Source organism: Clostridium sp. HMP27 (assembly GCF_000765165.1).
Classification (GTDB): domain Bacteria; phylum Bacillota; class Clostridia; order Clostridiales; family Clostridiaceae; genus Clostridium_AK.
On sequence record NZ_JMFY01000017.1, the window covers coordinates 215,066 to 240,742 of the forward strand.

Genomic DNA, 25,677 nt, shown 5'->3' on the forward strand with positions numbered 1-25,677 from the left:
GTAGATAAATGAATCAATTAAAAGCAAAAGTTATAAAAGCATCTAGTACTAATACAACAATTACAAATGCTAAAAATGAAATTGAAGATAACTCATCATTTGGAGATATTATTGAACCTCCTTACGATAAAAAGTACCTTTATAGTTTAAGAGAGGAAAGTAGTATTCTTCAACAATGTATTGAAGCTTATAAACAAAACATTGTTGGATTTGGTGTGACTCTAAAGTATAGAGTCGATGAATTGAAACAAGAAGAGACTCCTGAAATGAAAGCTGAGTGGCAAAAGGTAAGTGATTTTGTAAAGTATTTTAATTTTGAAAAATCATTCGAAGATGTATGGAAAGAAGCTATTGATTATAGAGAGAGTTGCGGTGAAGGATATATAGAGATTTTACGAGATGGATTAGCATTGCCAGTAGGAGGAGAGCTTGTAGATGCAACAACTATTAAAGTAACTAAACTAGGTGAGCCAGTAGAAGTTTTATATGAAAAGGATGGTAAGAATTTTAAACGTAAGAAAAGATTTAGAAAATTTGTTCAAGAGATAAACAGTAAAAAAGTATGGTTTAAAGAGTTTGGAGATCCTAGAGATTTAAACTGTGAGACTGGAGAATTTGGTGAAAATATACCTGAAGAGAAGAAAGCAACAGAGTTGATACAACTTAAAATAGGCAATGGAGCATATGGTGTTCCAAGATGGTTAGGATGTTATATTTCAATAGTTGGAGCTAGGAAGGCTGAAGAGTTAAATTTTAATTACTTTAAACAAGGCAGACATACTCCATTAGCAATATTAGTTAAGAATGGAGTTTTAACAGAAGAATCAGAAGGAGCTCTTGCTGATTATGCAGCTAGTGTTGAAGGTTCAGATAATGCACACAAATTTTTACTACTTCAGATGGAAGAAATAAAAGATAAAGATACTATAAGCTTAGGGGATGAAGAAAAGAAAAATAAGATGGATATAGAAATAAAGGACTTGGCTTCTATGTTACAGCAAGATGCTTTATTTTTAGATTATGATGAAGCTACTAGAAGAAAAGTGCAATCCATGTTTAGATTACCTGATATATATGTGGGTAGATCAGTAGATTTTAATAGAGCAACTGCTGATGCAGCTATCGAAATTACTGAAAAACAAGTATTCATACCAGAAAGAAAGAGTTTAGCATTTACAGTAAATAATTGTTTATTAGATGAATATAACCTACTATTTGTTGATTTAGGATTTAACAATCCTGATATAAGTAACACAGAGGATAAAGTTAGAATGATAGATACTATAGGTAGATTAGGAGGTATTGCACCAAATGATTTAAGAGATGAGGCTGGTAAGGTACTAGGGAAATCACTTGAAAATTTTGAATGCGAGGAGGCTAATTTACCGCCAGTGTTAGCCAATAAGAATACTGAAGGTATAAATAGTCTACCATTCCTAAAATCGCAACAGATAGGCACTAACAGCGATTTAATCAATATATTAAAAGATGTTAGAGATGTTGTGGAGGAACTTAAAGATGGACAAAGTAACTAGACTATTAAAAGCTTTAGATAAAGTGATAAAAGAAGAGGAGGAGGATTTAAAGGATGAGTTAGAAGAATTTGAGGGAGTAGATACAGTTATAAAGGCTATAAATGCATATGAGAAGAAAATTGCTAAACATTTAAGAAATCAAAAAAAATATTTTATAAAAGGTATAAATGAATATATTGCAAAAGATGTAGCATTAAAAGATTTAATTAATTATGTAATGCAAGATTTAACAGCAACAGATACCTTTTCAGAAGATATGGAAGAGTCAACAAAGAAGTTTCTTGAAAAAACTATCAATGAGCTTTGTACTATGCTGATGGATAGCATAGATAAAGAAGTTCAGTTCGAAATATTTTCAGAAAGAACTACAGAGTGGATTAAATCATGGTCTAAAGACCTATCAGAGCTTATGAAGTTAAATACACACAAAGCAATAGAAGATGTATTAAACAAAGCTTTAGAAGATGGTGAGGGTATTCCAAAGGTTATAGATAAACTTAAAGAACTTCCGGAGTTTGATAGGAAAAGAGCAAAGACTACTGCTATTACTGAAATGTTGACAGCTCATTCAAGGAGCTTATGGGAAAGCTTTATGCAAAGTCCTTGTGTTACTGAAAAGACATGGAAACATTCTGGTGGGAAAGGTATCAAACCTAGAGATGATCATGTTAATTTAGATGGAACATCAGTGGCAGTTGATAAAGCTTTTTATGTAGGTGGAGAAGAGGCTCAATATCCAAGAGACCCTTCCTTAAGTGCTAAACAAAGGGTAAATTGCCATTGCACTATGGGGCCAAAAGTAGATCAAAGTATTATAAAACTTTCAAAAGAAGAGAAACTAAAATTGAGGGAGGAAGCTCTAAAAGAAATGGGGGCTTTATGATGGATGAATTCACAATAAGAAGAATGCTTAAAAAATCAGAAAAAGAGTTAAAAGAGTTAAAATGCAAATTTAAAACAAATCCCTCAAAGCAGATAAAGTTTGACCTTAACTTAAAACAGGTTGAAGTAGCTTTATTAAAAATAAAACTTAAAAACATCAAAAGGGGTACTACTTAATTAAGTATCTCTTTTGGTTTATGGAGGTATATAAAGTGGCTATAGTAATGAAAGATTTAGAGAGGTGCTTTAAACAAGCAAAAAGACAGGGAGCTTGCTACATTGGAGTTGTTATTGAAATGGATGGCTTTGAAAAACCAGAAGTCATAGTAAATTCATATGAAAACTTTCAAAGTAAGCTTGAGTATTATAGGAAAACATATGATGAGGACTGTAATCATAAATATTCTAAGGGAATTAAACTTATAGCATGTAACTATGCTTTTGAGTTTAATCAATTAGAGGAGGACTTCATCTACATTTTAAACAATATTGAAAGGAGGTGAGAAAGAATATGGCAACAGAAATAGTTAATGCAAAAATAAGTTTTGTGTCGTTAGTAGATAAAGCTGCTAATAAAAAAAGCTTTGCAATTATTAAATCAGCTGATAAACCAACATTCCAAAGGCATGTACCAATTTTAAAAACCGATGAAGCAAAAAAAATTGTCACTGGTATTGTTTATGAACCTGATGTTCTAGATGCTCATGATGAGTTTATGACAGAAGAAGAAATAGAAAAATCGGCACATTTATTCATGAAGGAATTTAGGAATGTAGACAAGCAACATGATTTTACTTCCGGCTATGGAGAAGTAATTGAGTCCTGGGTAGCAAAGTCAGAAATGAAACTAGGAGATCAAGATGTTAAAAAAGGTACATGGCTTATGAGTGTTCATGTAACTGATGATGATACTTGGGAAGGCATTCAAAAAGGAGAAATAACAGGTTTCTCTATGGGTGGAGTTGGTGAAAGAGTAGAGCATGAAGATACTGCAGAAGAGGTCGAAAAGTCAGAAGCAGGATTATTTAAAATTCTTAAAGATTTCTTTTCAGGAAAATCTACTCAAATTAAAAAGGGAGCTGTTAAGGACAACTATAGTGCAAATGCAAAGAGATCAAATTTTTGGACTGCATTTGATGCATTACAAAGTGTTTTAGGGTATTGGGATTGGAGACAAGATAAATTTGTAATGGAAAGTGATCCGGTTGTAATACAAGAAGCACTACAAGATTTTAGTGAAATACTAAGTGGAATATTGGTTTCAGAAGATATCATAAAAGCTATAGGTACTCCAGATAAAGAATTAATAACCAAGGCAGGTAAGAAGATATCTACAAATAACATGACTCAGATAAAAACAGCATATGAAGCTTTAAGCAAATTAATTGAATTAGAAAATCCGGAAGGAGAAGAGGGGGAAATAGACGTGAAGAAAGAAGAAATAGAAAAAATGATAGGTGAGGCAGTTACAAAGGCCATAAACCCACTAAAGGAAAAACTTAATATTGTAGAAAAGGAAGAAGGAGCAGAAGACGAAACACAGAATGAAGAATTAAAGCCAGAGGATATTGCACAGTTAGTATCTCAAGCTGTAAATAAAGCAGTTGAGCCACTGTCAAATAGACTAGATCAGGTTGAAAAAGCTAGAGGATTAAAAAAGAGTCTTGATGATGATGGAGAGCCACAAGATACACCAGTTGCAAAAAGTTATATGGACTATTTTAAATAATAAGAGGAATGAATAGGAGGTTTTCAGTATGGGAGCAAACAAACAAATAATGACTAAAGAAGTAGGCTTACAACCTATAAAAAAGGATATAAGCTTATCTATGCCAAGTGCAGCATCACAACAATTTTTAGTTGATACTATAAATAAGGCGGGTACATTACCTAAATTAAATCCTATCTATAAAAATGATGCAGCAGGCAATATTGATACATTGACAGTATCGAGCAGAAGAATAAGGGAACATTCTAAGGACCATAAACCAGATGGAGTTAATTCTATTGGACAAGGTAAAATTCCTTATGCAGTAAAAAAGGTATTCTGGGATGAATGGATTCAGGATGATGATGTATGGTATAACATGCAAGTAAGAGGAGAGAATGTTGAAACCACAATAATAAATTTAATCCAAGGACAACTTGCGGTAGACTTACAAGACCTTATTTTTAATGGAGATATATCTACACCGGATTCAGATCCTGATAAAGACTTCTTGAGAATAATAGATGGTTTTGTAAAGAGAATGAAAAAGTCACCATATAAAACTGACTTATTAGATAAGGAACCACAACTTATGGATTTTATAAATCATGTTCAATTACTTCCAGAAAAATATAAAAACAAGTTTGATGATATAACATGGTTTATAACTAGGAACACACACGATAAATTAATGGCCCAAGTTAGCCAAAGAGCAACAGGTTTTGGAGATGCAGTACTTCAAGATGGTAAGTTAACTAGATTAGCAGGATATCCAATAGAGATAGTAGCTTCTTTGCAAAGTAAATTTGCAGCATTAACACCAATTCAAAATTTAAAGCCTGTATTTACTAGACAATTAAGATACAATAGAACAGGAGTTGGTGCTACAGCAGCTGCTAAAGATGCAACTTATCATATTATATTTGCATACTTAGACGCTGTATTAAGAGATGTTAATGCAGTAGCTTGGATGACAGGAAATAAACTATAAGAAAGGTAGGTATAAGCTAGTTATGGCAGGAAAAACAAAAAAATATATGTTAAAGCAAAAGGAAGGTGTTCTTCATATAGGTGGAGGCATCTTTTTTTATCCAGGAGAAAAATATAAAGCAGAGGAATTTCAAGGATATGAAGAATATTTCGTAGAGGAAATTTCAAATGAAGAAGGTACTTCAGAAGGACAGCCAGAAGGTGAAGCATAATGTTGATAGACTCAAAACAAGTAGAGGAATATACAGAATTTAGTATAGTAAAAGCACGCTGTGCTAGTGGCAAAATAAAACATGATATATTAAAAGCTCAAATGGAGATTTTTGCAGTTTGTGGCCATAAGTTTGAAAAATACAACACTATTCCAGAAGAAGTTCAACAAGTATGTATAGAGCTTGCAGAATACTATGCATTAATTGCTGGTGATGAATCAACAGTTAAAGGATATGTGAGTGAAAGAATAGGAGATTATTCTTATCAATTAAATGCTGATGGGACAATTAAAAAGCCTGTATATTTAAATATGCTTAAGGATTATATATTAACTAATCAAAGTAGTACAAGTAATAAAGTTAGGTTTAGGATGAGAGCTATATGAGTTATAGAACGCTACTTACTGATAAGTGCGATATATATCCACTTAAAAAGAAAGAAGAATCTTTGGGCTATGGTATAGAAAGCAAAGGTAATAATTTTTATTATGATAAGGAACCTGATTACAAAGAGGTTCCTTGTTACTTTTCACTTGCAGGCTTAAGAAATGGAGTGTTTCAAGAAGAGCCAAACAATAAAATATATGAAAGTTACAATGTTCATTTTATGATAGGAACACCTATAAAGGTAAATACCAAGGTTAAAAAAGATGGTGTATTTTATAAGTTAGAAGTGCCACGAACAATTAAAAACCATCATATTGAAGTTACTGCAGTAAGAGAGGGTAATTTATAATGGCTAAAGACTTTGAAATAAATACAAAAGAGCTTGATAAATTTTTCAAGAAGTTTCAGAAAGTTGCTAGTAAAGAGTTTAAAAAGGAAGTTGCAACATGGCTTGAAGCTATGGGATTTGAATTTTTAGACATAATTCAAAATGAAATTATAGCAACTAAAACAGTTGATACAAGATTATTACTTAATTCTTTTGATAAGGGAAATGGTAATAATATTTGGAAGATATCTAATGGTGGATTAACAATAGAGATAGGTACAAATGTAGAATATGCACAAGCTGTTAATGATGGTCATTTCACCACAAAAGATGGTGTTGCTAGTAGATGGGTACCTGGTAGATGGGTAGGTGACAAATTCATTTATGATGCATCAGAAAGAAAGACAGGAATGCTTCTTAAAAGAAAATTTGTTGATGGAACAAAATACTGGGATAGAGCTATTAAAATTTATGAAAAAATATTTCATAAATCATTAGAAAAAAATCTACAAGGATGGCTTGATAAATTCTAATAAATGAGAGGTGATTAAGTTGCTAGACCAGGAGAGAGGTTCAATTATTAAATTTTTTCAAACAGTAAATCCAGTAAAAATTTATATTGAAAAAGTACCAGAAGAGTTTATAATTCCATCTATGTATTTTCCTGTACCCTTTTTAGATACAAGTAGAGATTCACTTTCTACTTATCAGAATGATTATCAAATGTTTGTAAAGATATTTGAGGAGACAACCCTAAAGGCTAGTACAACAGGAGAAAAAATATTAGAGGAACTTAGTAAAAAAAGGAACATTATAAAAGTATATACTCCTGAAGGTTTAGCAACGGATCAAGCATTTAGAATTGATAAGATAAATGGCAGAGGAATAAGTGATGGAGTGTATCAAATAGAGATAAATTGGAGAAGTAGACGAGAGTTGGGTAAAGAAGAGAGTAAGAAGGTAAAAAAGATTAACCTTAATATGAAATTAGGAGGTATTCAGTAATGGATGAAAACATTGAAGAAGTAGTAACAGAACTATATCCATTATCAGAGTTAAGAGCAAATTGTAAAGAGCTCTTTGGAGTAGAAAAAGAAGTCTTTGATGGAGTGTTTTTCAACTCTAAAAAAGATATATCAAAAGAAGAAGCAATTAATAGAATTAAAGAATGGTTAGGAAAGGAGGCACAGTAATGGCAGGAGGTACGTTTATAGAAGGTCAAAATAAAGTAAGACCAGGTTTATATATAAATTTTATAGCTGCTGCTTTAGCAAGAATAGAAACTTCTGAAAGAGGTATAACTGTAATTCCTATGAGTTTAGATTGGGGAAATAAAGGAGATTTCATAGAAGTTGAAAATGCAGATTTAACAATTGTAAAGACTGCTTTTGCTAGAGATTTATTTGACAATAAACTTTTATACTTAAGAGAAGCTTTGAAAAGAGCAAAAACAGTAATAGTTTATTGTTTAAATACAGGTACTAAGGCAACTAAGTCGTGGGGAACAACAGCTCAATGCACAGCTACTGCAAAAAAAGCAGGAAGTAGAGGTAATGCTCTAAGTGTTAAAGTAACAGTTAATCCAATAGATAGTAGCAAAAAAGATGTTAGAACTTATCTAGATGGAATATTAGTAGATGAGCAAACAGTAGTTACAATACAAGAATTAAAAGCGAATGACTTTATTGTATTTAGTGGATCAGGAAATATAGAAACAACTCCAGGAATTACATTAGCAAGTGGTTCAGAAAGTGCTGCAACTAACTCAGATTATGTTGATTTTTTAGGAGCAGTAGAAACACAGATATTTGATACAATTGCTTTCCCGGTAGATGATGATCCTTTAAAAGTAACTTTTGTTAGCTTCATAAAGAGATTAAGAGATGAAGAGGGTAAGAAGGTTGTTGGTGTAGTCTATAATTATAAATCAGACTACGAGGGAATTATCAATGTTACAAACGGTATAAGATTATCAGATGATACTGTGTTAACACCTAAGGATTGTGTTCCTTGGGTAGCTGGTGCAAGTGCAGGAGCTTCAATGAAACAATCCTTAACATACTCAGTTTATGAAGGAGCTGTTGATGCAGTACCAAGGTTAAAAAATTCAGAGTTTATAAAGGCATTAAAAAATGGAGAGTTTGTATTCCAATTTGATGGCCAAAAAGTAAAAGTAGAACAGGATATTAATTCACTTACTAGTTATGGACAAGGTAAAAATCAGTTGTTTTCAAAAAATAGAGTAATAAGAACTTTTGATGGCATCAACAATGATTTATTAAAAGCCTTTAGTTCTAACTATATAGGTAAAATTGATAATAATGCAGAAGGACAAAGCCTACTTATGTCAGCAGTTGATGAGTATTTTTTAACTCTTCAAAAAGGCTCAATGATCCAAAACTATGAGCCAGGAAAAGACTTTGTAATAGAAAAGGCTGAAGGAGAAAGCGTATGGGCCAAGATAGCAATACAACCTGTTGATAGTATGGAAAAGTTCTATTTCTCAATTAAAGTAAGATAGGAGGGTTAAGAATAAATGTGGGAATCTAAGAATGCTATTAGTGCAAAAGAAGGTAGATTTTTTCTTGAAGGCGAAGAAGTTCTAAATGGAATAAAATTAGAAGTAGAAGTTGAAAAGGAAAAGGTTGAAATTAAAAGATTAGGGAAAAGAATGACAGGGCATAAATCAGTTGGATTAAGTGGTTCAGGAACTATTACAGAATATAGAGCTACTTCAAAATGGATTAAGGTTCTTCAAAGATTTAAAGATACAGGAGAGGATGTATATTTGACTTGTGTAGCAATAACTAATGATACAGCTTCAGGTAGAGGAGCTGAGCCAATAACATTGTATGGTGTAAATATAGACTCTCTAACTTTAATCAACATGGATGCTGAAGGTGATGTAATAAAAGATGAAATACCATTTACTATTGAGGACTTCAATCTACAAGGAGATGGACTTAAAGACACATTATAAATTTAATCAGTATGCACTCTTAGAAAACTAAGGGTGCTTTTATTTTAAATGAAATTTAGGAGGAATATTAATTATGGATATGAAGATGTTTTTAAAAGGAAAAGCTCAAAATTTACCAGAGGTAGAAACAATAATAACTGAAAGATACCTTGATGAAAATGGAAAGGCAATACCTTTCAAATTTAAAGCAATACCATCAAAGATGATAGATGAAATAAAAAGAGATTGCACTAAGAATATATATCACAAAGGACAAAAAATTGAAAAGTTTGACCAAGAAAGGTTTGTAGCAAAAGTAGCAGTAGAGACAACAACATTCCCAAACTTTAAAGATGGAGAATTATTAGAATCATATAGCTGTGTAGATCCTGTAGATTTAGCACATGAAATATTATCTCTTCCAGGAGAATATACAACCTGGGTAGAGGAAGCTTTCAAAACTAATGGCTTTGATGATAAGTTTGAGGATTTAGTAGCAGACGCAAAAAACTAATCAAGGGCGATGACTACATGGCCATATGGTTTCATCGTCTATTTCAAAAACACAACATTCTTCCTAAAGAGTTTGATGAAATGGATGAATATCACAAAGCTCTTATTATAGCAAGTGAAGAAATAGCAATAGAGGAAGAAGAAAAAGCAATTAAAAAAGCAAAGAAAAAGAGGAGGTGAGGTAATTGGCAAGTTTAACAGCTTTTATAAACCTTGTCGATAGATTCTCACCTAAAATGAAGCAAATGGAAAGCTCCAGTAATGCATTTAGTAACTCACTTGGCAAATTAGCGAAGATAGCAGCTGGAGCTTTTAGTACTGCAGCAATAACTAAATTTGCAACAGATACATTCCAAGCTTTTAATGGATTCGAAGAAGGTATGAATAAAGTTTTTACTTTATTACCTGAATTAAACAAACAAGCTATGGATGACATGAGTAATCAAACTAAGAAGTTTTCTAAAGAGTTTGGAGTATTACCAGAAAAGTTAACACCGGCACTATATCAGGCATTATCGGCAGGAGTTCCTAAAGATAATGTCTTTGATTTTTTGGCAGTAGCTCAGAAAGCAGCTGTCGGTGGTATAACAGAACTTGAAACTGCAGTTGATGGTATAAGTTCCGTTGTAAATGCTTATGGTGCAAATGTAGTGAGTGCAGCTAAGGCTTCAGACCTTATGTTTATGGCTGCAAAGTTAGGTAAAACGGACTTTAAAGAATTATCACAATCATTGTTTAATGTTATCCCTACAGCTTCAGCATTGGGAGTAAAATTTGAAGATGTATCTGCAGCTATAGCTAGTATAACTGCAGTGGGTGTTCCTACAAGTGTTGCTACTACTCAGTTAAGACAATTGTTTGTAGAACTTTCTAAAGAAGGTACTAAAACAAGCCAGGTATTCAAGCAGATAAGTGGTAAATCATTTAAAGATTTTATTGCTAGTGGTAAGAATACACAGGATGCATTAAAACTCATGGAGGAATACGCTAAGAAAAGCAATGTAGGTATAAATGATTTGTTTGGATCAGTAGAAGCTGGTAATGCAGCACTTTCTTTAACTGGGCAAGGTACTGAAATGTTCACAAACTCTTTAAAGGAAATGGAGAATGCAGCAGGTGCAACTGATACAGCATATCAAACTATGGATAAAGGAATAGGTAGAACTATTGAAAAAATAAAAGCTAATTTTGAAGTGTTTAAAATAGAGTTAGGCTCTAAATTTCTACCAGTAATAGCAAATGTTACAGATTTTATAATAAAAATAATGCCAGAGGTTCAAAAGAATATAGAAGATGCTATTAATTTTATAACACCTAAGTTTTCAGAGATAGGTAATTTAGTTAAGGAAATTGCAGAAGTTTATTTTCCAGGCTTAAGTACTTCATCAGGAGGACTAAAAGATACACTTTCTTCATTAGTAACAGGTGGATTCGACATACTTAAGGCATCACTTGAATGGATTAGAGATAACACAGGCGTAGTAAAGGGTTTGGTTATTGGATTAAGCTCTGTATATACTATACAAAAAGGTATAATGCTAGGACTCGCTACAGCTCATGGCATTAAGACAGTTGCTCAATGGGGAAGCATAGCAGCAGACAAAGCAGAATCAATTGCTATTATTGCCCTATATGCTAAAGATTATTTACTTGCAGGAGCTATGTGGGTAGTAACAGCAGCACAGTGGGCATGGAATGCAGCGATGGCAGCAAATCCTATAGTATGGGTAGTGATAGCTATAGCTGCTTTAGTTGGAGCATTAATTTATTTATATAAGAATAATGAGACAGTTAGAAATGCGATTAATACTGCATGGGAATGGTTAAAAACAAATGTAATAGGAGCTGCTATTGCTATAAAAGATGGAGCTATTGCAGCTTGGGAAGCAATAAAAGCTTTTGTAATACCTATAGCTCAGGCCATAGGAGATTTTTTAGTTAAGGCTTGGGAAGGAATCAAGGTTGTATGTGCATTTGTATGGGAAGTTATAAAGGCCATATTTGTAAGTGCTTGGACTTTTATATCATCAATAGTTCAAACATATATCAATATAGTTACAGCTGTAATAACAGTTGCTTGGCAAGTTATTAAAATTGTAACTACAGCAGTTTGGAATGCAATAGCAAGTTTCTTCACTTATATATGGAATGGTATAGTTGCTTTTTTAACTCCTATAATTCAAGGTATAGCAAATTTTATTACAAATACTTGGAATGCTATTGTAGCCATAACTACTACTGTATTTACTGCTATATATAATTTCTTTAATACGATATGGAATAGTATTGTGACATTCCTTACTCCAATAATAACAACTATAGTGGCTGTGTTAACTAATGCATGGAATACTATACAGGCTGTGACTTCTACTGTGTGGAATGTAATTGTATTGGTATTGACAACTATATGGAATTATATATTTGCTTTAGTTACAACAGTTGTTAACGGATGGATTAATATCTTTACAATAGCTTGGAACACTATTCAAATGGTATCTACAACTGTATGGAATGCTATTGTAGGCTTTTTCACATATATTTGGAGTATTATATCATCAGTATTTACATCTGCAATGAATGCTATAAGTAGTTTTATATCTTCAGTATGGATTACTATTCAATCAATTACATCAGCAGTTTGGAATGCTATAACTTCAACTATAAGTAGTATAGTAAATGGCATTAGTAATGTTATATCAAGTGTATGGAATGGAATTTTGAGTGTAACATCTAGTGTGTGGAATGGAATAAAGACAGCTATTATGACTCCAATAAATGCTGTTGTGGGTTTTGTTAGTGATCAGGTTGAAAAAATAAAAGGATTTTTTAGCGGCCTTAAAATTGAACTACCTCACATCAAATTACCACATTTTAAGCTAGAAGGAGAGTTTAGTTTAGCACCACCGAAAGTACCTCATCTTGGAGTTGATTGGTATGCAAAAGGAACCAATTATGCAAAACAAGGTCCAGCTATAGTTGGTGAACAAGGTCCAGAGTTACTTTGGATGAATGGTGGAGAAAAAGTTCTTCCAAATAGTAAAACTATGAATTTGCTAAAATCAGATCCTAAGATGGACCCTCAAACGGCTGAAACAATTAGAGGATCAGCAACATCTAATTCTACTGTAGAACATAATGAAAAAACTGTAACAATAGAAAGTTTATTTGGAAGTATTCAAGTGACTAGTAAAGAGGAATTAAAAGCTATTATTAAAATGATAGAAGAATATTTAGAAGAAGAATTATTTAATACAGGAGGTGCGGTATATGAAACCTAAATATGAAATGTGGCTAACAGTTAATGATAATAGGGATAGATTGCAATTACCTGTAAACCCTCCATCAATAGATATCGATGCAGGATCACAGAATACAACTGTTAATGTATCAGGACTTGGAGAAGTAACTATTCTTCAAGAGCCAGGTGCTAAGGTATTTGAGTTTGCAGCAATATTCCCTTCAACGTATGGGCCATATTGTGAGTTTGTTAAAATACCTAATCCATGGGATGCAGTAAGTTTCATAGAAAAATATAAAAGCCAATCACCATTTAGATTTATAATTACAAATACTCCTATCAATATGCTTGTAAGCGTTGAAGAATTTAAGTATTCTGAGAAGGCCGGAGATATAGGTACGCTTAACTATAGTTTGAAGTTAAAAGAATATAGAATAGTTAAACCGAGACAAATAAATATAGTAATTCCTCTAGTTAATAAGTTTCAAGCACCACCAGAACCTAAGGTAGTACCTCAGCCAACACCAAGGCCAGCTCCTCCACCACCAAGGACTTATACAGTTGTTAAGGGGGATTGGTTAATTAAGATTGCAAGGAAGCTTGGTATAAGTGATTGGAGAGTTATCTTTAATGCTAATAGAGATAAAATTAGAAATCCTAATCTTATTTATCCAGGGCAGGTTCTTACAATACCATGATGGAAGTCTATTGTGTTAAAGATAATCAAACTTATGATGTATCTTCTATGGTTCAAGATGCAGAGATTAAGGGAAGTAAATATAAAACAGCTAGGAGCCTAACTCTTAAAGTATTAAATACTTCAAAGGGATTGCATGGCTCCTTTAAATTTGAAGAAGGTAATACCGTAGTATTTAGGTGGAAGCAGCAGGAGTTATTGAGAGGTGTTCTTTGGAAAGTAGGCAAAGACAAAAGTGAAACTGACTCATTAACAATATATGATCTTATGATTTATTTGCTTAAAAATACAGAAACCTATGTTTTTACATCAAAAAAAGCAAGTGATATAGCGAAGATAATATGCTCAGATTTTGGTATTCCTATAGGCAATATAGCTGACACAGGATATGTAATTCCTTCTCTAGTATGTGATGGTAAAACTCTCTATGACATTATAATGCAAGCCTTAGAGATAACTAGAAAGCAAACAGGTGTTAATTATTATTTATATTCAGATAAAGGCTTATTGTTTCTGGTTAGAAGAGTGGAGCAAATTAGAAGATGGGTTATAGAAGATGGTGTTAACTTAATAGATTACAATTATGAAAGTAGCTTAGAGGATACATTTACTAGGGTTAAATTAGTGGCAGGTGAAAAAGATAAAACTATAATTGCTACAGCTGAGAATGGAGAACTTCAAAAGAAGTTTGGATTACTTCAATATTATGAAAAAGTATCAGATAACTTAAATCAATCACAGCTTACTGAGAGAGCTAATCAAATAATAAAACAAAAAGGTAGAGTTGATAGGCAATTTTCAATATCTGCTTTAGGGCTTCCGGATGTAATATCAGGTACCGCAATTTATGTAATAGAGAGTAACCTTAACATAAAGAAAGGTTACTTTGTAGAAGAGGATAGCCATAACTTCAAAGGGAAAGAGCATACAATGAACTTAAAATTAAGTGAGACGGATAAGCTACCGGAGGTATCAGTATGATAGAAACGATAATGAAGGCTGTTAAACAAACCATGGATAATGCAAATTTAATGAATTTAGCAGAAGGCGAGGTAATTAGTGCTCCACCTGATTTAAAAATAAGGCTTAAAAAAAATTTAAAACTAGTTATACCTAAGGAGCTACTGGTTGTACCTGAACATCTAACAGATTATAGTAAAATTTGCGATATACATTGCAAAACTGTATATACAGATTCTGAGACTTTCAATAATTTTTCAGCATCTGATGCATCAATAAAAATTAAAAATTCACTTAAAAATGGAGATAGGGTAATGCTTGTATGCTTTGAAGGTGGACAAAGATTTTATATTTTAGATAGGATTTGAGGTGATAAAAGTGTCATTATTCCCTAGAGTTGATATACCTAATTTTAATAATGTTCATAAGTATGCCACAAAGACCTATGCTCTAGATATAAATTCAGGAGAAATAAATGGTAAGGTAGATGGGTTAGAAGCAATAAAGCAGTTATGTATAAAAACAATTTATACTTCAAGGTTTAGGCATATTGTATATAGTTTTAATTATGGTTCTGAAATAGAAGATTTAATAGGATTAGATCTTACAGAAGAATTTTTAAAATCAGAGTTAGTGCGAATGATTACTGAAGCATTGGAGTACGATGATAGGATTAATAAAGTGCATAGCTTCGATATAAAAACAAAAATGGATAATATATATATAAAGTTTACAGTGGACACAGTAGAAGGAGAACTTACAATAAGTGAGGTGATTAAACGTGTATGAAGAACAATCATTTGAAGTAATAATGCAAAGAATGCTAAATAGAATACCAGATGATATAGATAAAAGAGAAGGTAGTATTATATGGGATGCATTAGCACCAGAGGCACTAGAATTTGCTAGAGCTTATTGTGAGTTAGATAGTGTTTTAAATTTAGTATTTGCTAGAACTACTTATGGTGAACACTTAGATTTGATATGTGAGTCGCATGGAGTTGAAAGAAAGAAGCCAGAATGTTCAATAGGATTTGCATTGGTTGAGGGCGTACCTAATTTTATAAATACAGCACCGGTTGAAATAAAAGTACTTGTAAAAGATAAAGTTTTAAAATTTTTAGTTGTTGATGAAGATAACAAAGCTATCGATTTAGTATTACCACAGAGTGGTAAGTTAAAAACAAAATTACTATGTACAACTCCAGGATCAATAGGAAACATACCACCTAATACTATTGAACTTAGTGAATATATACCTGGAGTTGAAAAAGTTTATAATACTGAAGCTTTTAGTAGTGGTGTAGATGAAGAAGAAGACTACCCATTATTATTAAGGCTATTGGAAAAAGTTAAAAATCCACCTTCATCAGGAAACAAAAATGATTATGCTAGATGGGCAAAAGAAGTGCCTGGTGCTGATTATGTAAAAGTTATTCCTTTGTGGAAAGGTCCAGGAACTGTAAAGTTAATAGTTTTTGGTTCGAAGGGATTACCTGTTGGTCAAGAGATTATTAACAATGTTAAAGATTATATAGATCCAAGAGATGGTTTGGGTGAAGGGAAAGCACCAGTAGGAGCTAAAGTAACAGTTGTAACTGTTAAAATTAAGCCTGTAGCAATAGAATTGTCAAGCTTAAGGGTAAGGTCTAGTTATACATTAGATTCGGTTAAAATGGCCATAAAGGACAATTTAATAAAACACTTAGAAAAGATTTTACCAGGAGAAGTTGTTATTTTAAAATCTATAGAAGCTGTAATAATGAATACTGATGGGGTTTTAGACTTTAACACTCTTAGAATAAATGAGAATAATAATAACCTTGTAACAAGTGATGAGGAGAAGGTTGTTCTTCAAGAGGTGAAGTATATTGAATAAAGCAGATGAGTTAAAAAGCTATCTACCAACTTATTATCAAGAAAGCATTCAAATGAATGCAAAGTGTGATAGTACAGGTGAAGAGCTTGAAGGATTGTATTCTAATATATTTGATTTAACAAAGCAATGTTTTCCGCAGACAGCTACATGGGGAATAGAGTATTGGGAAAATTTTTTAGGAATTCCGGTAAACTCTTCAGAAGAATTAAAAACCAGAAGAGCTAAGGTGATAACTAAAATGTCAAGAGCTTCACCGATGACTCCTTATGAAATGAGAAGAATACTTAGAAATTTTGTTGATAGGGTTGTTATTACTCAGTTTCCTGAAGAATATAGATTTGAAGTTACTTTAGAAACTAAAACCAAATTAGAAAATGTACTTGATGCGGTGATTCGTGAAGTTGAAGAAATCAAACCTGCTCATTTAGACTTTGGTGTAGCTATTAATTATATAACAGAACTTACATTAATAACTCAGTTTAGTAAATGGTTTAGTGATCCTTTTATTTTATGTGGTACCATTGATGTTTCATATAATCCTTATATAGCAACAGATGGATGGAGTTTTGAACAAATAGTATCTTCATCATTGAAAGAATTTAGAAGTGATGAATTTTTAGTAGCTTCAGAAACAACTTTTATATTAGGAGATGGAAAAACTTTATCAGAAACATTAAGGTTAAGTATAAACAAGTGGAATTCAGATGAATTAAAAGTAGTTTATGAAGATAATTTTATAAAAGATACTGATGGCAGAACGCTCAAGGAAAGTTTAAATCTAAGCATTATCAATAATAAATCACAAGAATTTAAACAAGCATCAGAAGAAGCATTTATATATGGAGTAGATGGGAAAACAATTAATGGAGCACTTATTGATAGTGTAAATAGACTTTATTCAGAGGAACTTATTAAAGTAAGTGAAGATACTTATGTGAGAGGGGGTGTTAATAAATGACGGCTGATGGAATAGGATTAATCTATGAAACAATAAAATCAAATCTTTTAAAATGCCAGGTACTTATAAATGGTAATTATAAGGATGCAGAAATACAGAAAGTAGAAAAAACAAATGACTCTATAAAAGTTTTTGTATACCTTGACGAGGACTTTGTAGGAACTATTATAAAGTATAGGCTGGTAACCATTGCTGGTAAGATATTTGATGAAAGAAATGATAATATTCAAAAGGACAATAAGAGAGGATTATTGACGCTATTTGAATATAAGATAAAGGAGGAATAGTATGCCTAATTATGAAAAATTACAATGGCGAGATCAGGTAAAGGACCAGAATGGTAATATAATTCAGGAAGGTACTCCGCTTTCAGCGAAGAATATGAATCGTATGGAAGAAGGAATAGATCTTGCTGATAATTTACTTGGTGTTTTAGTAGCTGAAGCACTTGGAAAAATAGGTGGAATAAATAAGGAACTTGAGAAATGGAAAAATCAAAGAGTTCAACAAGGGATAGTTTACATTTATAATAAAGCAGTTGTTAATGGATGCATAATTAATGCAATGCCTAATAGTAGGTACTTACAGATATCAAAATCAGGTACTTTTACAGAAGGCAGTATATCTGAAATATATGTTGATGGAAGACCGGCAGGATTAAAAGATGAACAAATGATAGCAATGGTTCCTCAAAATATTACTTCAACACAGATGCTTTATTATGTATATGTTGACTATGATGGCAACCAAAAAAGATATAGACCATATTTAGCAGAAAATGTTCCTGAAGGAAGATTAGTTCTTTATAAAATTACAGTACCTGCAGGTGATAATAGAATGGATTTATCATCTATAACAATTACAGACCAAAGAAGAATTGAAACAAATACAACAATTAGAAATACTGAACCGTTGGCAATAGTATCTTTTAGTGGATTGCCAATGCTTGATTTAAGTTATGATGTATTGATTAACGTTGATAGTGCAAGTGATCTTACATCAGTTGGAGAAACAATAGTTTTTGATAAACAAGCAAATGGATTTAAGATAAAAACAACAGGCTCTGCAGACAATATAAAATTAAGATGGACAGCTATAAATTCGGATATAGCTTAAAGGAGGAGTTAGTGTGAAAATTGTAGAACAAAATGAGGGTCAAAAAATTCAATATAGAATAAAAGGAAATGTATTAAGCTTTGATGAAGCTATAAGTATTAACTTAAGCAGATATCAAAAGGATGAGGAAGTATTGTTGGATTTGTGTTTAGACAATGACAATCAATTAGTTGTATCACCTTCAACAAAGTCTAATTATCTTTGGTATTTAGCAAATATTAAAATACCTAGTAAGGACTATGAATATGTTGATACAGGAAAACAAAATGAAGATGGTTCAAAAGTTTTAACAAGAGTGGCAAAACCATTAAATGTGGAAGATGTCACTCTTATTTTATGGTCTTTACCAATAGGATATTTAGGAGGTGCACTATAATATGGCATTTATATATAGCATAAAAGATACTTACAGAGCAGCAGTAGAAGCTGCAACAGGTGGGAAAAATACAGTTTTATATGATGATAAAGGGAATCCAAGTGTCATGGTTGTTATCCCTAAGTTTTATTTAGATGAAGTAATACCAGGAGCTCCTCACACAATACATCCTGCTTTCATTGTTAATGGAATTGAAAAACCTTGTATATATATTTCGAAGTACCAAAATATTATTACAGATGGCAGAGCTTATTCATTACCAGGACAAGATCCAGCTGCATGGATTAACTTTGACCAGTCAGTAGCAGCTTGCTATGCGAAGGGACAAGGATGGCACTTAATGACTAATGCAGAATGGGCTGCTATTGCTTTGTGGTGTAAGAAGAATGGCAAGATACCAAGAGGAAATACTTACGCAGGCTGCGATGTTGATGCAAGGTATGAGAAGGGAGTGAAAAAGTACGATTGGGTATTAGATAACAATTGGAATGGACAATCAGAGTTTAAGGATAATGCAGGCTATCATCATACAGGTAGAGTTGCAACAGGTAGTGGTCCATGCTCTTGGTCGCATGATGGTACACCAGACGGTATATATGATTTGTGCGGAAATGTATGGGAATGGAATACTGGTTTAAGAATTAATGGCGGAGAAATTCAAGTTATTCCTAATAATGATGCCGCTATTTTTAATGCGGATCATTCAAATACATCATTACTATGGAAGGCTATAGCAGAGGATGGTTCTTTAGTTACTCCAGGTTCAGCAGGAACATTAAAGTTTGATTGTACTGTTGCAGGAAGTGCAGATAAAGACGGAAATGAAATAGGTGATCCTATAGTAGGAAAGGATATTGTTAATAAAATGTATACTGGCGGAGAAGTTAATGATTACTTCAGATATAGTCATTGTACCTTTGAAAGTTTAGCTGCAAAATCAGGATTAACAGTACCAATGATATTAAAAGTATTAGGAATTTCACCTATAGATAACCAATGTGGAGGAGATGGACTATGGGTTAGAAACTATGGTGAAAGATTACCTCTAAGAGGCGGTTCCTTCATTTATGGTGCGTCTGCGGGCGTGTTCGCTCTCCTTTTGAATTATCTTCGTAGGTCTAGTAACTTCGGTGTGGGGTGCCGTGCCGCTTTCGTTTTATAGGTCGCTGTGTTCTGATTGGTCTACGATAGTAGACCTCTAACCAAACTTGATAAAATATAACGAAATAGAAAATAAAAAAACAAAATGTGATAAAATCCATTAAAGGTGATACACAAATGGAAGATTTAAAAATACTTCAAAAAACTTATGACATGATAAATTATGGTTATCAAGCAATCGCTCAATTTCCGAAGAGTGAAAAATTTGCATTAGGAAATGATATGAAAAGATGCATGCATCAAATTTTAGAACTTACGATTGTTTGTCATAAAAAATACTATAAAAAGACAACTCTTCAAGAGTTAGATGTAGAAGTTACAAAATTAAAAGCATATACAAGATTAGCAAAAGACCTTGGATTTTTGCCTTTCAAAAAATATGAGGTTTGGTCAAGTTATAATATAGAAATTGGTAAAATGGTTGGTGGATGGATAAAATCCGCAAAACAATAATTTAATATATTGGGAACAGGCCGTTTGATTAACGGTTCCTTCAATAATGGTGCGTCTGCGGGCGTGTTCGCTCTCAATTTGAATAATCATCGTAATAATAGTAACAACAATGTGGGGTGCCGTGCCGCTCTACTCTCATGGCCAGAAGTTACAAGCTCAAGGGCTTGTATCCAGTGCAGAGAGATTAAAGGGGCCTGTTTCCATTCCGTCAAGGAAGAAAATATATTTGTTATGAATGCCGAAAGTAACTTTAATAAGTGAAATCCGCAACGCATAATATTTTAATGGTGGTACAAATGAGTAAAATGATAAAAAACATATATCCAACTTTGTGTACTTATGAAAATTTATATAATGCCTATCTTGAAGCTAGGAAAAATAAAAGATTTAGAAATGAAGTTTTAGAATTTACATTCAACTTAGAAGAAAACTTGATGGAGCTTTCGACTGAGCTGAAGAATAAAACGTATAAAATATCAGGATATAGAGAATTTGTTATTTATGATCCTAAGGAAAGATTAATAATGGCATTACCTTTTAGGGATAGAGTTGTTCAGTGGGCCATATATCAACTTATAAATCCAACATTTGATAAATCATATATTGATGATAGCTTTGGATGTAGGGTTGGTAAAGGAACTCATAGTGCAGTTAAAAGACTTCACTATTGGTTAAATCAAGTGGATAGAAAGCCAAACAAATATTATTATCTTAAGCTTGATATAAGTAAGTATTATTATAGAGTAGATCATAATATATTAATTAATATATTAGATCAGAAAATAAAAGGTAAGGATTTGTTAGATTTATTAAAAGGAATTATAAATTTCAATGAAGTACCTTTTGGATTAAAGCTTAAAGGAGATATCAATAATCCTGATGATAGACTATATGATAGAGGTATGCCTATAGGAAACCTTACAAGTCAAATGTTTGCTAACTTGTATTTAAATGAGCTTGATCAGTTATGTAAAAGAAAGTTGAGGATAAAACACTATATAAGATATATGGATGATGTGGTTATTTTATCGGAAGATAAGAAATTACTTCAAGAGTATAAATCGATTATAGAAGAATTCCTAAATACTAAGTTGAACTTGCATTTAAATAATAAAACAGCTATAAGGCCTATATCATTAGGTGTTGAATTTGTAGGTTTTAGAATATGGCCTACACATATAAAAATGAGGAAATCAACATCATTAAAAATGAAGAGAAGGCTTAAATATGTAAAAAAACAATATGAACAAAATAAGCTTCCTTTTGAAAAGGTAAATGCTACTGTTCAATCATACATGGGTATAATGAAACATTGTAATAGTTTTTGTTTGCAAAAGAAGATATTTGATTCTTATATATTGAGTTCTAATAACGAAGAGTGATAGAGTATATCACTCTTTGATATTTTATAACAAAACACGCTTTAATCTGTCATACGGGGTTACAATTCCCTTGAAAACTGATACAAGGGAGCGGTATGTATGATTAAAATTCATTTATCAAGAATTCTTGGTGAGAAAAGATGGACTCAAGCAGATTTAGCAAGAAAAACAGGAATAAGACCTAACACTATTTCTGAACTATATAATGAATTAATAGAAAGAATAAACATTGACCATTTAGATAGTATATGTGAAGTATTAGAATGTGACATTTCAGACATTTTGGAATATGTGCCAAATAAGAGAAAAAGAAATAGAAAGTAGGACTTGGTTTAGCTGAGTCCTTTTTCTATGCAGTAATTTAGGAGGATTTATGGATTCAAGGTGCAAAGAATGTATAGAACAAGGGACTCTCCATAATATTCAAGAAGATATAAAGGAGCTTAAAGACATGGTTAGAGAACATGACAAAAGTATAGTAACCTTAAGGGAGTCGCAAGCAGAAACTAAAATATATGTTAAACAAATATTTGAGAGAATTGATGATTTAAAACTTTTAGTAAAGTCCAATTCTAATGATGTTAATAGTACAACAGATAAGTGGCAAAAGGTAGTCCTAGAGCTTATAAAAGCTTTAGGAACTATTGCTGCAGTAATTGCCGGTATTAAATTTTTTAAATAAGAAGGAGTGGATAATATGCCAGAAATAAAAAGATGGATATCACCTTATAATCATTCAGATGGAAACAATGTTGAATACATTGTTATGCACGACACAGGAAACTTCAAGGACACGGCTAAAGGAAATGCTAACTACTTCAACGGAGGAGATAGGCAAGCTAGTGCTCACTATTTTGTAGATGAAAACGAGATTTATCAAGTTGTCGAAGAGACTCAAGCAAGTTGGAACTGTGGAGATGGACATGGAGCTTATGGAATAGGAAACCACAACTCAATAGGAATTGAAATGTGTAATAGTGGAGGATATATAGCAGAAACTACTATACAAAATTCTATATGGCTTGTTAAACAACTTCAAGCTAGGTATGGAGTTGATAATGACCATGTAGTAAGACATTATGATGCTTCAAGAAAGATTTGTCCGAATAACATGTCAGATAATAATTGGGCCAAATGGTGGGAATTCAAAAAAAGACTTGGAGGAGCTTCTAGTAGTTCTAATGAAGAAACATCAAATGATTATGGACTAGCTACAGTTACAACTGAGAGTGGATTAAATGTAAGAAGTGGAGCTGGTACAGAGTATGATAGAATAGGAACTATAGCTTGTGGAATAGAAGTAAGAATAGGATTTGTTGAGGGAAATTGGGCAAATATCTATTATGGAGATCATGGTGGATGGGTATGCATGGATTATTTAAATGTGTATAAACTTTTTAAAAAGGCTGAACAACCTAAACCATCTATAATGTATAGAGTTATTTTAGATGGTAATCAAGTAGAAGCATTGTCTTACCAAGATAAAGCTGAAGAAAGTGTAAAAACTGCAGTTGATAGTGGTTCAGCTAAATCAGGAAAGGTTCAAAGAACAGATGGTGTAGATGTATTTCAATATCCTGAAGAAAATGTAAATCAAGCTCAGGAAGTAATATGGTATAGAATTTTTATTGATGGAGTTAAGATAGAGGTTGATAGAGACTTAGAGAATGCAAAATCTCTATTAATAAAATACATCGATAAAGATGGCAAAGGTACGGATGGATATATTGAAAGACACACAGATGGAGCTAGATTGTTTGAATATAAAAAAAAAGAAACACAAGCACCAAGTGAACAGCCTAAAGAACCTGAAAAGCCACCAGTTGTCATTGAAAAACCAAAGGAACCAGAAATAATAAAAACTCCTATAATGGGTATCTCAGTTTTAACTAAATCTCAAATGCTAAAATATTTGTTAGATAATAATAAGGAACCAAAACTTACTGTATCAGCAGAAGAGTTGGTTTCTTATTTTTTAGAGGAAGGAGCTGCAGAAGGCATAAGGGGGGATATAGCTTTTTGTCAATCTATAAAAGAAACAGGTTTCTTCAGGTACGGAGGGCAAGTATTACCAGAGCAGAATAATTATGCAGGCATTGGAGTTACAAATAACAGTCCTATAGGTAAAGGAGCATGGTTTAAAACTGCAAGGGAGGGCGTAAGAGCTCAAATACAACATCTTAAGGGATATGCAACAACTGAGTTGTTGAAGAATGAATGTGTGGACCCTAGATATTCAATATTACAAAGTACAGGACTTTTAGGAGTTGCTCCTAATTGGGAAGATCTAAATGGTAGATGGGCAGTTCCAGGCGAAGGGTATGGACAGGATATATTAAAAATATTTGAAAGAATAAAGGTTGTAATGCCTGAAGAACAGAAAACACAGCAGGAACCTCAACCAAAACCAAATGAACCTGAACAACCTAAGGATCAAGAAAAAGAGTCTTTAATAAAAACAGCATTAAAACTACTAATCGATTTATTAAAAAAATTATTAAATAAGTAAGAGTGAGCTATATAGCCACTCTTTTATAATTAAGGAGGAATAATAAATGAAAGAACAATTTTTAAGTGTGGTATGGGAATGGAGATTTGTTATTGTATTAATAGTTGCTGTAATTGTATTTGCATTAGCTGAATGGAATAAATTCAAAGCTATTTCTTATGGAATTATGCTTCAGGCTAAAAGTAAAGCAAAGGATGCAGTTTTAAAATCAGGAAAAGAACAAGAAGAATGGGTAGTTAAACAATTATATCAATTCTTACCTAAGACATTAGTTGCTTTTATCAGTGAAGATTTAATGAGGACTATAGTACATTATTTATATATTAAAGCAAAAGATTATTTAGATGATGGACAATTAAATAATAGTATTTCTTAAGTATAAAAAGCCTTTGGAGGGATTATTCCTTCTAAAGGCTTTTTATTTTTGTAAAAATAAAAACTCAATATTTGGTAATAATATGAATAATATGGTATTATATAAGTGGAATTTATAATTAGGGGTGAAGTAAGATGGGTGTTTGGGATAATGCTAAGGCTAAAAAAGAAAAAAATGATATTTTGATAAAGCAAATGAAAGAAAATAATCAGTTGTTTGGTGCTACTGTTAAATATTCAGGAGGTCATAGAGAAGTTTCGAAGGCATGTGATGGTGTGCTTGTAATAAATAAGTTAGGGGTATATTTTAGACCAGGTATAACACAGGTTATTTATATACCAATAGAAGCTATTACTTCAGCTGAATATATTGATGGAACACAAATATCTAAAGACGTAACACTTACAAGATTATTATTATTTAATATATTCGCTTTTGGGTTAAAGAAAAAGAAGGTAGATCAGCATCATTTTATTGTTATAACATATATGGAAAATGGAATGATGAATAAAATAATATTTGAAAATAAAAAGGCTCCTGAAGCTGTAGGTGCTATTATGCAAGCTAAACAGGAAAATAGAAGTGTTGAATGTAATATAGCAGTTACACAGGAAGTATTGCCTAGCTCTCAAGCTAATGAAGTTTCTTCAAACTCAATTCCAGATCAGATAAGGCAGCTCGCAGAATTAAAAAATGAAGGAATACTTACCGAAGATGAATTTAATTTGAAAAAATCTGAATTGTTAGCTAGATTATAGTTGGTGATATTGTGGGAATAAAAAATAACTTTTTACAGATACGATTAAATAGAGGGTATAAGTTTGCAAAAGATTTTGCAGATTTCTTAGAAATCAATAATCAACAGTATAGTAGGTATGAGTCCAATAAGAGTCAACCGAGCCTAGAAATAGTTTATAAAGCAGCTAAAAAATTAAATATTACAATGGAGGAGCTTGTGTATTACGAAGAAGAGTAATACATAGGCTCTTTTTTTTATGTTATTCAGTAGACTAAGTAATCAATAAAAAATAAAAAAATAAAAAAATATTGATTTAGTA

Annotated in this window: 35 protein-coding genes; all 35 read left to right on the forward strand. The window is 32.2% G+C overall.

Annotation, left to right across the window (positions count from 1 at the left end; genetic code table 11):
* Positions 1-8: 8 nt before the first annotated feature.
* Complete coding sequence (locus DP68_RS08860; RefSeq protein WP_035308545.1) at positions 9-1,535, forward strand: phage portal protein; 1,527 nt, start codon at positions 9-11, stop codon at positions 1,533-1,535.
* Positions 1,519-2,418, forward strand: coding sequence for a phage minor head protein (locus tag DP68_RS08865; protein ID WP_035308547.1), 900 nt, complete (start codon positions 1,519-1,521; stop codon positions 2,416-2,418). Before DP68_RS08860 ends, DP68_RS08865 begins: the two co-directional genes overlap by 17 nt.
* On the forward strand, positions 2,418-2,594 hold the full coding sequence (locus DP68_RS19550) for a hypothetical protein (RefSeq protein ID WP_291548062.1): 177 nt from the start codon (positions 2,418-2,420) through the stop codon (positions 2,592-2,594). Before DP68_RS08865 ends, DP68_RS19550 begins: the two co-directional genes overlap by 1 nt.
* A gap of 35 nt (positions 2,595-2,629) precedes the next feature.
* Complete coding sequence (locus tag DP68_RS08870) at positions 2,630-2,920, forward strand: hypothetical protein (protein WP_052085722.1); 291 nt, start codon at positions 2,630-2,632, stop codon at positions 2,918-2,920.
* Between the two features lie 8 nt (positions 2,921-2,928).
* Positions 2,929-4,146 carry an XkdF-like putative serine protease domain-containing protein gene (locus tag DP68_RS08875; protein ID WP_035308548.1) on the forward strand — a complete coding sequence of 406 codons (1,218 nt, stop codon included), beginning with the start codon at positions 2,929-2,931 and terminating at the stop codon, positions 4,144-4,146.
* Positions 4,147-4,174: 28 nt separating this feature from the next.
* A complete protein-coding gene (locus tag DP68_RS08880; RefSeq protein ID WP_052085723.1) occupies positions 4,175-5,116 on the forward strand; it encodes a capsid protein in 942 nt (313 codons plus the stop codon).
* A 22-nt stretch (positions 5,117-5,138) separates the two neighbouring features.
* Positions 5,139-5,327 carry a hypothetical protein gene (locus DP68_RS08885; protein ID WP_035308551.1) on the forward strand — a complete coding sequence of 63 codons (189 nt, stop codon included), beginning with the start codon at positions 5,139-5,141 and terminating at the stop codon, positions 5,325-5,327.
* A complete protein-coding gene (locus DP68_RS08890; RefSeq protein ID WP_035308553.1) occupies positions 5,327-5,713 on the forward strand; it encodes a DUF3199 family protein in 387 nt (128 codons plus the stop codon). The genes DP68_RS08885 and DP68_RS08890 overlap by 1 nt, the downstream gene beginning before the upstream one ends.
* Positions 5,710-6,063: a DUF3599 family protein gene (locus DP68_RS08895; RefSeq protein ID WP_035308555.1), complete on the forward strand. Its 354-nt coding sequence runs from the start codon at positions 5,710-5,712 to the stop codon at positions 6,061-6,063. The genes DP68_RS08890 and DP68_RS08895 overlap by 4 nt, the downstream gene beginning before the upstream one ends.
* Positions 6,063-6,575, forward strand: a complete 513-nt coding sequence (locus DP68_RS08900) for an HK97 gp10 family phage protein (protein ID WP_035308557.1) — start codon at positions 6,063-6,065, stop codon at positions 6,573-6,575. Before DP68_RS08895 ends, DP68_RS08900 begins: the two co-directional genes overlap by 1 nt.
* A gap of 19 nt (positions 6,576-6,594) precedes the next feature.
* Positions 6,595-7,047 (forward strand): hypothetical protein, encoded by a 453-nt coding sequence (locus DP68_RS08905; RefSeq protein WP_035308559.1) that lies wholly within the window; start codon positions 6,595-6,597, stop codon positions 7,045-7,047.
* Positions 7,047-7,235, forward strand: a complete 189-nt coding sequence (locus DP68_RS08910) for a hypothetical protein (RefSeq protein WP_035308562.1) — start codon at positions 7,047-7,049, stop codon at positions 7,233-7,235. The genes DP68_RS08905 and DP68_RS08910 overlap by 1 nt, the downstream gene beginning before the upstream one ends.
* The gene (locus DP68_RS08915; protein WP_035308563.1) at positions 7,235-8,563 is read left to right on the forward strand and encodes a phage tail sheath family protein; all 1,329 of its coding nucleotides are present in this window, start codon (positions 7,235-7,237) and stop codon (positions 8,561-8,563) included. The genes DP68_RS08910 and DP68_RS08915 overlap by 1 nt, the downstream gene beginning before the upstream one ends.
* Before the next feature lie 15 nt (positions 8,564-8,578).
* Positions 8,579-9,022, forward strand: coding sequence for a phage tail tube protein (locus DP68_RS08920; RefSeq protein WP_035308565.1), 444 nt, complete (start codon positions 8,579-8,581; stop codon positions 9,020-9,022).
* A gap of 73 nt (positions 9,023-9,095) precedes the next feature.
* A complete protein-coding gene (locus tag DP68_RS08925) occupies positions 9,096-9,515 on the forward strand; it encodes a hypothetical protein (RefSeq protein ID WP_035308567.1) in 420 nt (139 codons plus the stop codon).
* Between the two features lie 17 nt (positions 9,516-9,532).
* On the forward strand, positions 9,533-9,694 hold the full coding sequence (locus tag DP68_RS19555) for a hypothetical protein (protein WP_291548072.1): 162 nt from the start codon (positions 9,533-9,535) through the stop codon (positions 9,692-9,694).
* Between the two features lie 5 nt (positions 9,695-9,699).
* On the forward strand, positions 9,700-12,792 hold the full coding sequence (locus tag DP68_RS18910) for a phage tail tape measure protein (RefSeq protein ID WP_052085724.1): 3,093 nt from the start codon (positions 9,700-9,702) through the stop codon (positions 12,790-12,792).
* Positions 12,782-13,450 carry a LysM peptidoglycan-binding domain-containing protein gene (locus DP68_RS08935; protein WP_035308568.1) on the forward strand — a complete coding sequence of 223 codons (669 nt, stop codon included), beginning with the start codon at positions 12,782-12,784 and terminating at the stop codon, positions 13,448-13,450. The genes DP68_RS18910 and DP68_RS08935 overlap by 11 nt, the downstream gene beginning before the upstream one ends.
* A complete protein-coding gene (locus tag DP68_RS08940) occupies positions 13,447-14,430 on the forward strand; it encodes a hypothetical protein (protein ID WP_035308569.1) in 984 nt (327 codons plus the stop codon). The genes DP68_RS08935 and DP68_RS08940 overlap by 4 nt, the downstream gene beginning before the upstream one ends.
* Positions 14,427-14,777: a DUF2577 domain-containing protein gene (locus tag DP68_RS08945; protein ID WP_035308570.1), complete on the forward strand. Its 351-nt coding sequence runs from the start codon at positions 14,427-14,429 to the stop codon at positions 14,775-14,777. Before DP68_RS08940 ends, DP68_RS08945 begins: the two co-directional genes overlap by 4 nt.
* Positions 14,778-14,787: 10 nt before the next feature.
* Positions 14,788-15,198, forward strand: coding sequence for a DUF2634 domain-containing protein (locus DP68_RS08950; RefSeq protein WP_291548083.1), 411 nt, complete (start codon positions 14,788-14,790; stop codon positions 15,196-15,198).
* On the forward strand, positions 15,191-16,288 hold the full coding sequence (locus DP68_RS08955; protein WP_035308571.1) for a baseplate J/gp47 family protein: 1,098 nt from the start codon (positions 15,191-15,193) through the stop codon (positions 16,286-16,288). Before DP68_RS08950 ends, DP68_RS08955 begins: the two co-directional genes overlap by 8 nt.
* Positions 16,281-17,246 carry a putative phage tail protein gene (locus DP68_RS08960; RefSeq protein WP_035308574.1) on the forward strand — a complete coding sequence of 322 codons (966 nt, stop codon included), beginning with the start codon at positions 16,281-16,283 and terminating at the stop codon, positions 17,244-17,246. Before DP68_RS08955 ends, DP68_RS08960 begins: the two co-directional genes overlap by 8 nt.
* The gene (locus tag DP68_RS08965; RefSeq protein ID WP_035308575.1) at positions 17,243-17,533 is read left to right on the forward strand and encodes a hypothetical protein; all 291 of its coding nucleotides are present in this window, start codon (positions 17,243-17,245) and stop codon (positions 17,531-17,533) included. The genes DP68_RS08960 and DP68_RS08965 overlap by 4 nt, the downstream gene beginning before the upstream one ends.
* 1 nt (position 17,534) lies before the next feature.
* Positions 17,535-18,362 carry a hypothetical protein gene (locus DP68_RS18915; RefSeq protein WP_052085726.1) on the forward strand — a complete coding sequence of 276 codons (828 nt, stop codon included), beginning with the start codon at positions 17,535-17,537 and terminating at the stop codon, positions 18,360-18,362.
* 13 nt (positions 18,363-18,375) lie between these two features.
* Positions 18,376-18,738, forward strand: a complete 363-nt coding sequence (locus DP68_RS08975) for a hypothetical protein (protein WP_035308577.1) — start codon at positions 18,376-18,378, stop codon at positions 18,736-18,738.
* 1 nt (position 18,739) lies between these two features.
* Positions 18,740-19,900: an SUMF1/EgtB/PvdO family nonheme iron enzyme gene (locus DP68_RS08980; RefSeq protein ID WP_035308578.1), complete on the forward strand. Its 1,161-nt coding sequence runs from the start codon at positions 18,740-18,742 to the stop codon at positions 19,898-19,900.
* 116 nt (positions 19,901-20,016) lie between these two features.
* Entirely contained in the window at positions 20,017-20,352 is a 336-nt protein-coding gene (avd, locus tag DP68_RS08985) for a diversity-generating retroelement protein Avd (RefSeq protein ID WP_035308580.1), read from the forward strand.
* A gap of 296 nt (positions 20,353-20,648) precedes the next feature.
* Positions 20,649-21,734 (forward strand): reverse transcriptase domain-containing protein, encoded by a 1,086-nt coding sequence (locus DP68_RS08990; protein WP_035308582.1) that lies wholly within the window; start codon positions 20,649-20,651, stop codon positions 21,732-21,734.
* 99 nt (positions 21,735-21,833) lie between these two features.
* The gene (locus DP68_RS08995; RefSeq protein ID WP_035308584.1) at positions 21,834-22,058 is read left to right on the forward strand and encodes a helix-turn-helix transcriptional regulator; all 225 of its coding nucleotides are present in this window, start codon (positions 21,834-21,836) and stop codon (positions 22,056-22,058) included.
* A gap of 49 nt (positions 22,059-22,107) precedes the next feature.
* Positions 22,108-22,416, forward strand: coding sequence for a hypothetical protein (locus tag DP68_RS09000; protein WP_035308586.1), 309 nt, complete (start codon positions 22,108-22,110; stop codon positions 22,414-22,416).
* A gap of 15 nt (positions 22,417-22,431) precedes the next feature.
* Positions 22,432-24,243, forward strand: a complete 1,812-nt coding sequence (locus DP68_RS19560; protein WP_291548107.1) for an N-acetylmuramoyl-L-alanine amidase — start codon at positions 22,432-22,434, stop codon at positions 24,241-24,243.
* A 46-nt stretch (positions 24,244-24,289) separates the two neighbouring features.
* Entirely contained in the window at positions 24,290-24,619 is a 330-nt protein-coding gene (locus tag DP68_RS09015; protein ID WP_035308589.1) for a hypothetical protein, read from the forward strand.
* A gap of 134 nt (positions 24,620-24,753) precedes the next feature.
* Positions 24,754-25,377: an SHOCT domain-containing protein gene (locus DP68_RS09020; protein WP_035308591.1), complete on the forward strand. Its 624-nt coding sequence runs from the start codon at positions 24,754-24,756 to the stop codon at positions 25,375-25,377.
* A gap of 11 nt (positions 25,378-25,388) precedes the next feature.
* Positions 25,389-25,595 carry a helix-turn-helix transcriptional regulator gene (locus DP68_RS09025; RefSeq protein ID WP_035308593.1) on the forward strand — a complete coding sequence of 69 codons (207 nt, stop codon included), beginning with the start codon at positions 25,389-25,391 and terminating at the stop codon, positions 25,593-25,595.
* The last annotated feature ends 82 nt before the right edge of the window (positions 25,596-25,677 follow it).

Bases quoted from the DNA above. Each gene is read 5' to 3' on its own strand.
- DP68_RS08860 (WP_035308545.1), top strand. From the start codon at position 9: ATGAATCAATTAAAAGCAAAAGTTATAAAAGCATCTAGTACTAATACA.
- DP68_RS08865 (WP_035308547.1), top strand. From the start codon at position 1,519: ATGGACAAAGTAACTAGACTATTAAAAGCTTTAGATAAAGTGATAAAA.
- DP68_RS19550 (WP_291548062.1), top strand. From the start codon at position 2,418: ATGGATGAATTCACAATAAGAAGAATGCTTAAAAAATCAGAAAAAGAG.
- DP68_RS08875 (WP_035308548.1), top strand. From the start codon at position 2,929: ATGGCAACAGAAATAGTTAATGCAAAAATAAGTTTTGTGTCGTTAGTA.
- DP68_RS08880 (WP_052085723.1), top strand. From the start codon at position 4,175: ATGGGAGCAAACAAACAAATAATGACTAAAGAAGTAGGCTTACAACCT.
- DP68_RS08885 (WP_035308551.1), top strand. From the start codon at position 5,139: ATGGCAGGAAAAACAAAAAAATATATGTTAAAGCAAAAGGAAGGTGTT.
- DP68_RS08890 (WP_035308553.1), top strand. From the start codon at position 5,327: ATGTTGATAGACTCAAAACAAGTAGAGGAATATACAGAATTTAGTATA.
- DP68_RS08895 (WP_035308555.1), top strand. From the start codon at position 5,710: ATGAGTTATAGAACGCTACTTACTGATAAGTGCGATATATATCCACTT.
- DP68_RS08900 (WP_035308557.1), top strand. From the start codon at position 6,063: ATGGCTAAAGACTTTGAAATAAATACAAAAGAGCTTGATAAATTTTTC.
- DP68_RS08910 (WP_035308562.1), top strand. From the start codon at position 7,047: ATGGATGAAAACATTGAAGAAGTAGTAACAGAACTATATCCATTATCA.
- DP68_RS08915 (WP_035308563.1), top strand. From the start codon at position 7,235: ATGGCAGGAGGTACGTTTATAGAAGGTCAAAATAAAGTAAGACCAGGT.
- DP68_RS08920 (WP_035308565.1), top strand. From the start codon at position 8,579: ATGTGGGAATCTAAGAATGCTATTAGTGCAAAAGAAGGTAGATTTTTT.
- DP68_RS08925 (WP_035308567.1), top strand. From the start codon at position 9,096: ATGGATATGAAGATGTTTTTAAAAGGAAAAGCTCAAAATTTACCAGAG.
- DP68_RS19555 (WP_291548072.1), top strand. From the start codon at position 9,533: ATGGCCATATGGTTTCATCGTCTATTTCAAAAACACAACATTCTTCCT.
- DP68_RS08935 (WP_035308568.1), top strand. From the start codon at position 12,782: ATGAAACCTAAATATGAAATGTGGCTAACAGTTAATGATAATAGGGAT.
- DP68_RS08940 (WP_035308569.1), top strand. From the start codon at position 13,447: ATGATGGAAGTCTATTGTGTTAAAGATAATCAAACTTATGATGTATCT.
- DP68_RS08945 (WP_035308570.1), top strand. From the start codon at position 14,427: ATGATAGAAACGATAATGAAGGCTGTTAAACAAACCATGGATAATGCA.
- DP68_RS08965 (WP_035308575.1), top strand. From the start codon at position 17,243: ATGACGGCTGATGGAATAGGATTAATCTATGAAACAATAAAATCAAAT.
- DP68_RS18915 (WP_052085726.1), top strand. From the start codon at position 17,535: ATGCCTAATTATGAAAAATTACAATGGCGAGATCAGGTAAAGGACCAG.
- DP68_RS08980 (WP_035308578.1), top strand. From the start codon at position 18,740: ATGGCATTTATATATAGCATAAAAGATACTTACAGAGCAGCAGTAGAA.
- avd (WP_035308580.1), top strand. From the start codon at position 20,017: ATGGAAGATTTAAAAATACTTCAAAAAACTTATGACATGATAAATTAT.
- DP68_RS08990 (WP_035308582.1), top strand. From the start codon at position 20,649: ATGAGTAAAATGATAAAAAACATATATCCAACTTTGTGTACTTATGAA.
- DP68_RS08995 (WP_035308584.1), top strand. From the start codon at position 21,834: ATGATTAAAATTCATTTATCAAGAATTCTTGGTGAGAAAAGATGGACT.
- DP68_RS09000 (WP_035308586.1), top strand. From the start codon at position 22,108: ATGGATTCAAGGTGCAAAGAATGTATAGAACAAGGGACTCTCCATAAT.
- DP68_RS19560 (WP_291548107.1), top strand. From the start codon at position 22,432: ATGCCAGAAATAAAAAGATGGATATCACCTTATAATCATTCAGATGGA.
- DP68_RS09015 (WP_035308589.1), top strand. From the start codon at position 24,290: ATGAAAGAACAATTTTTAAGTGTGGTATGGGAATGGAGATTTGTTATT.
- DP68_RS09020 (WP_035308591.1), top strand. From the start codon at position 24,754: ATGGGTGTTTGGGATAATGCTAAGGCTAAAAAAGAAAAAAATGATATT.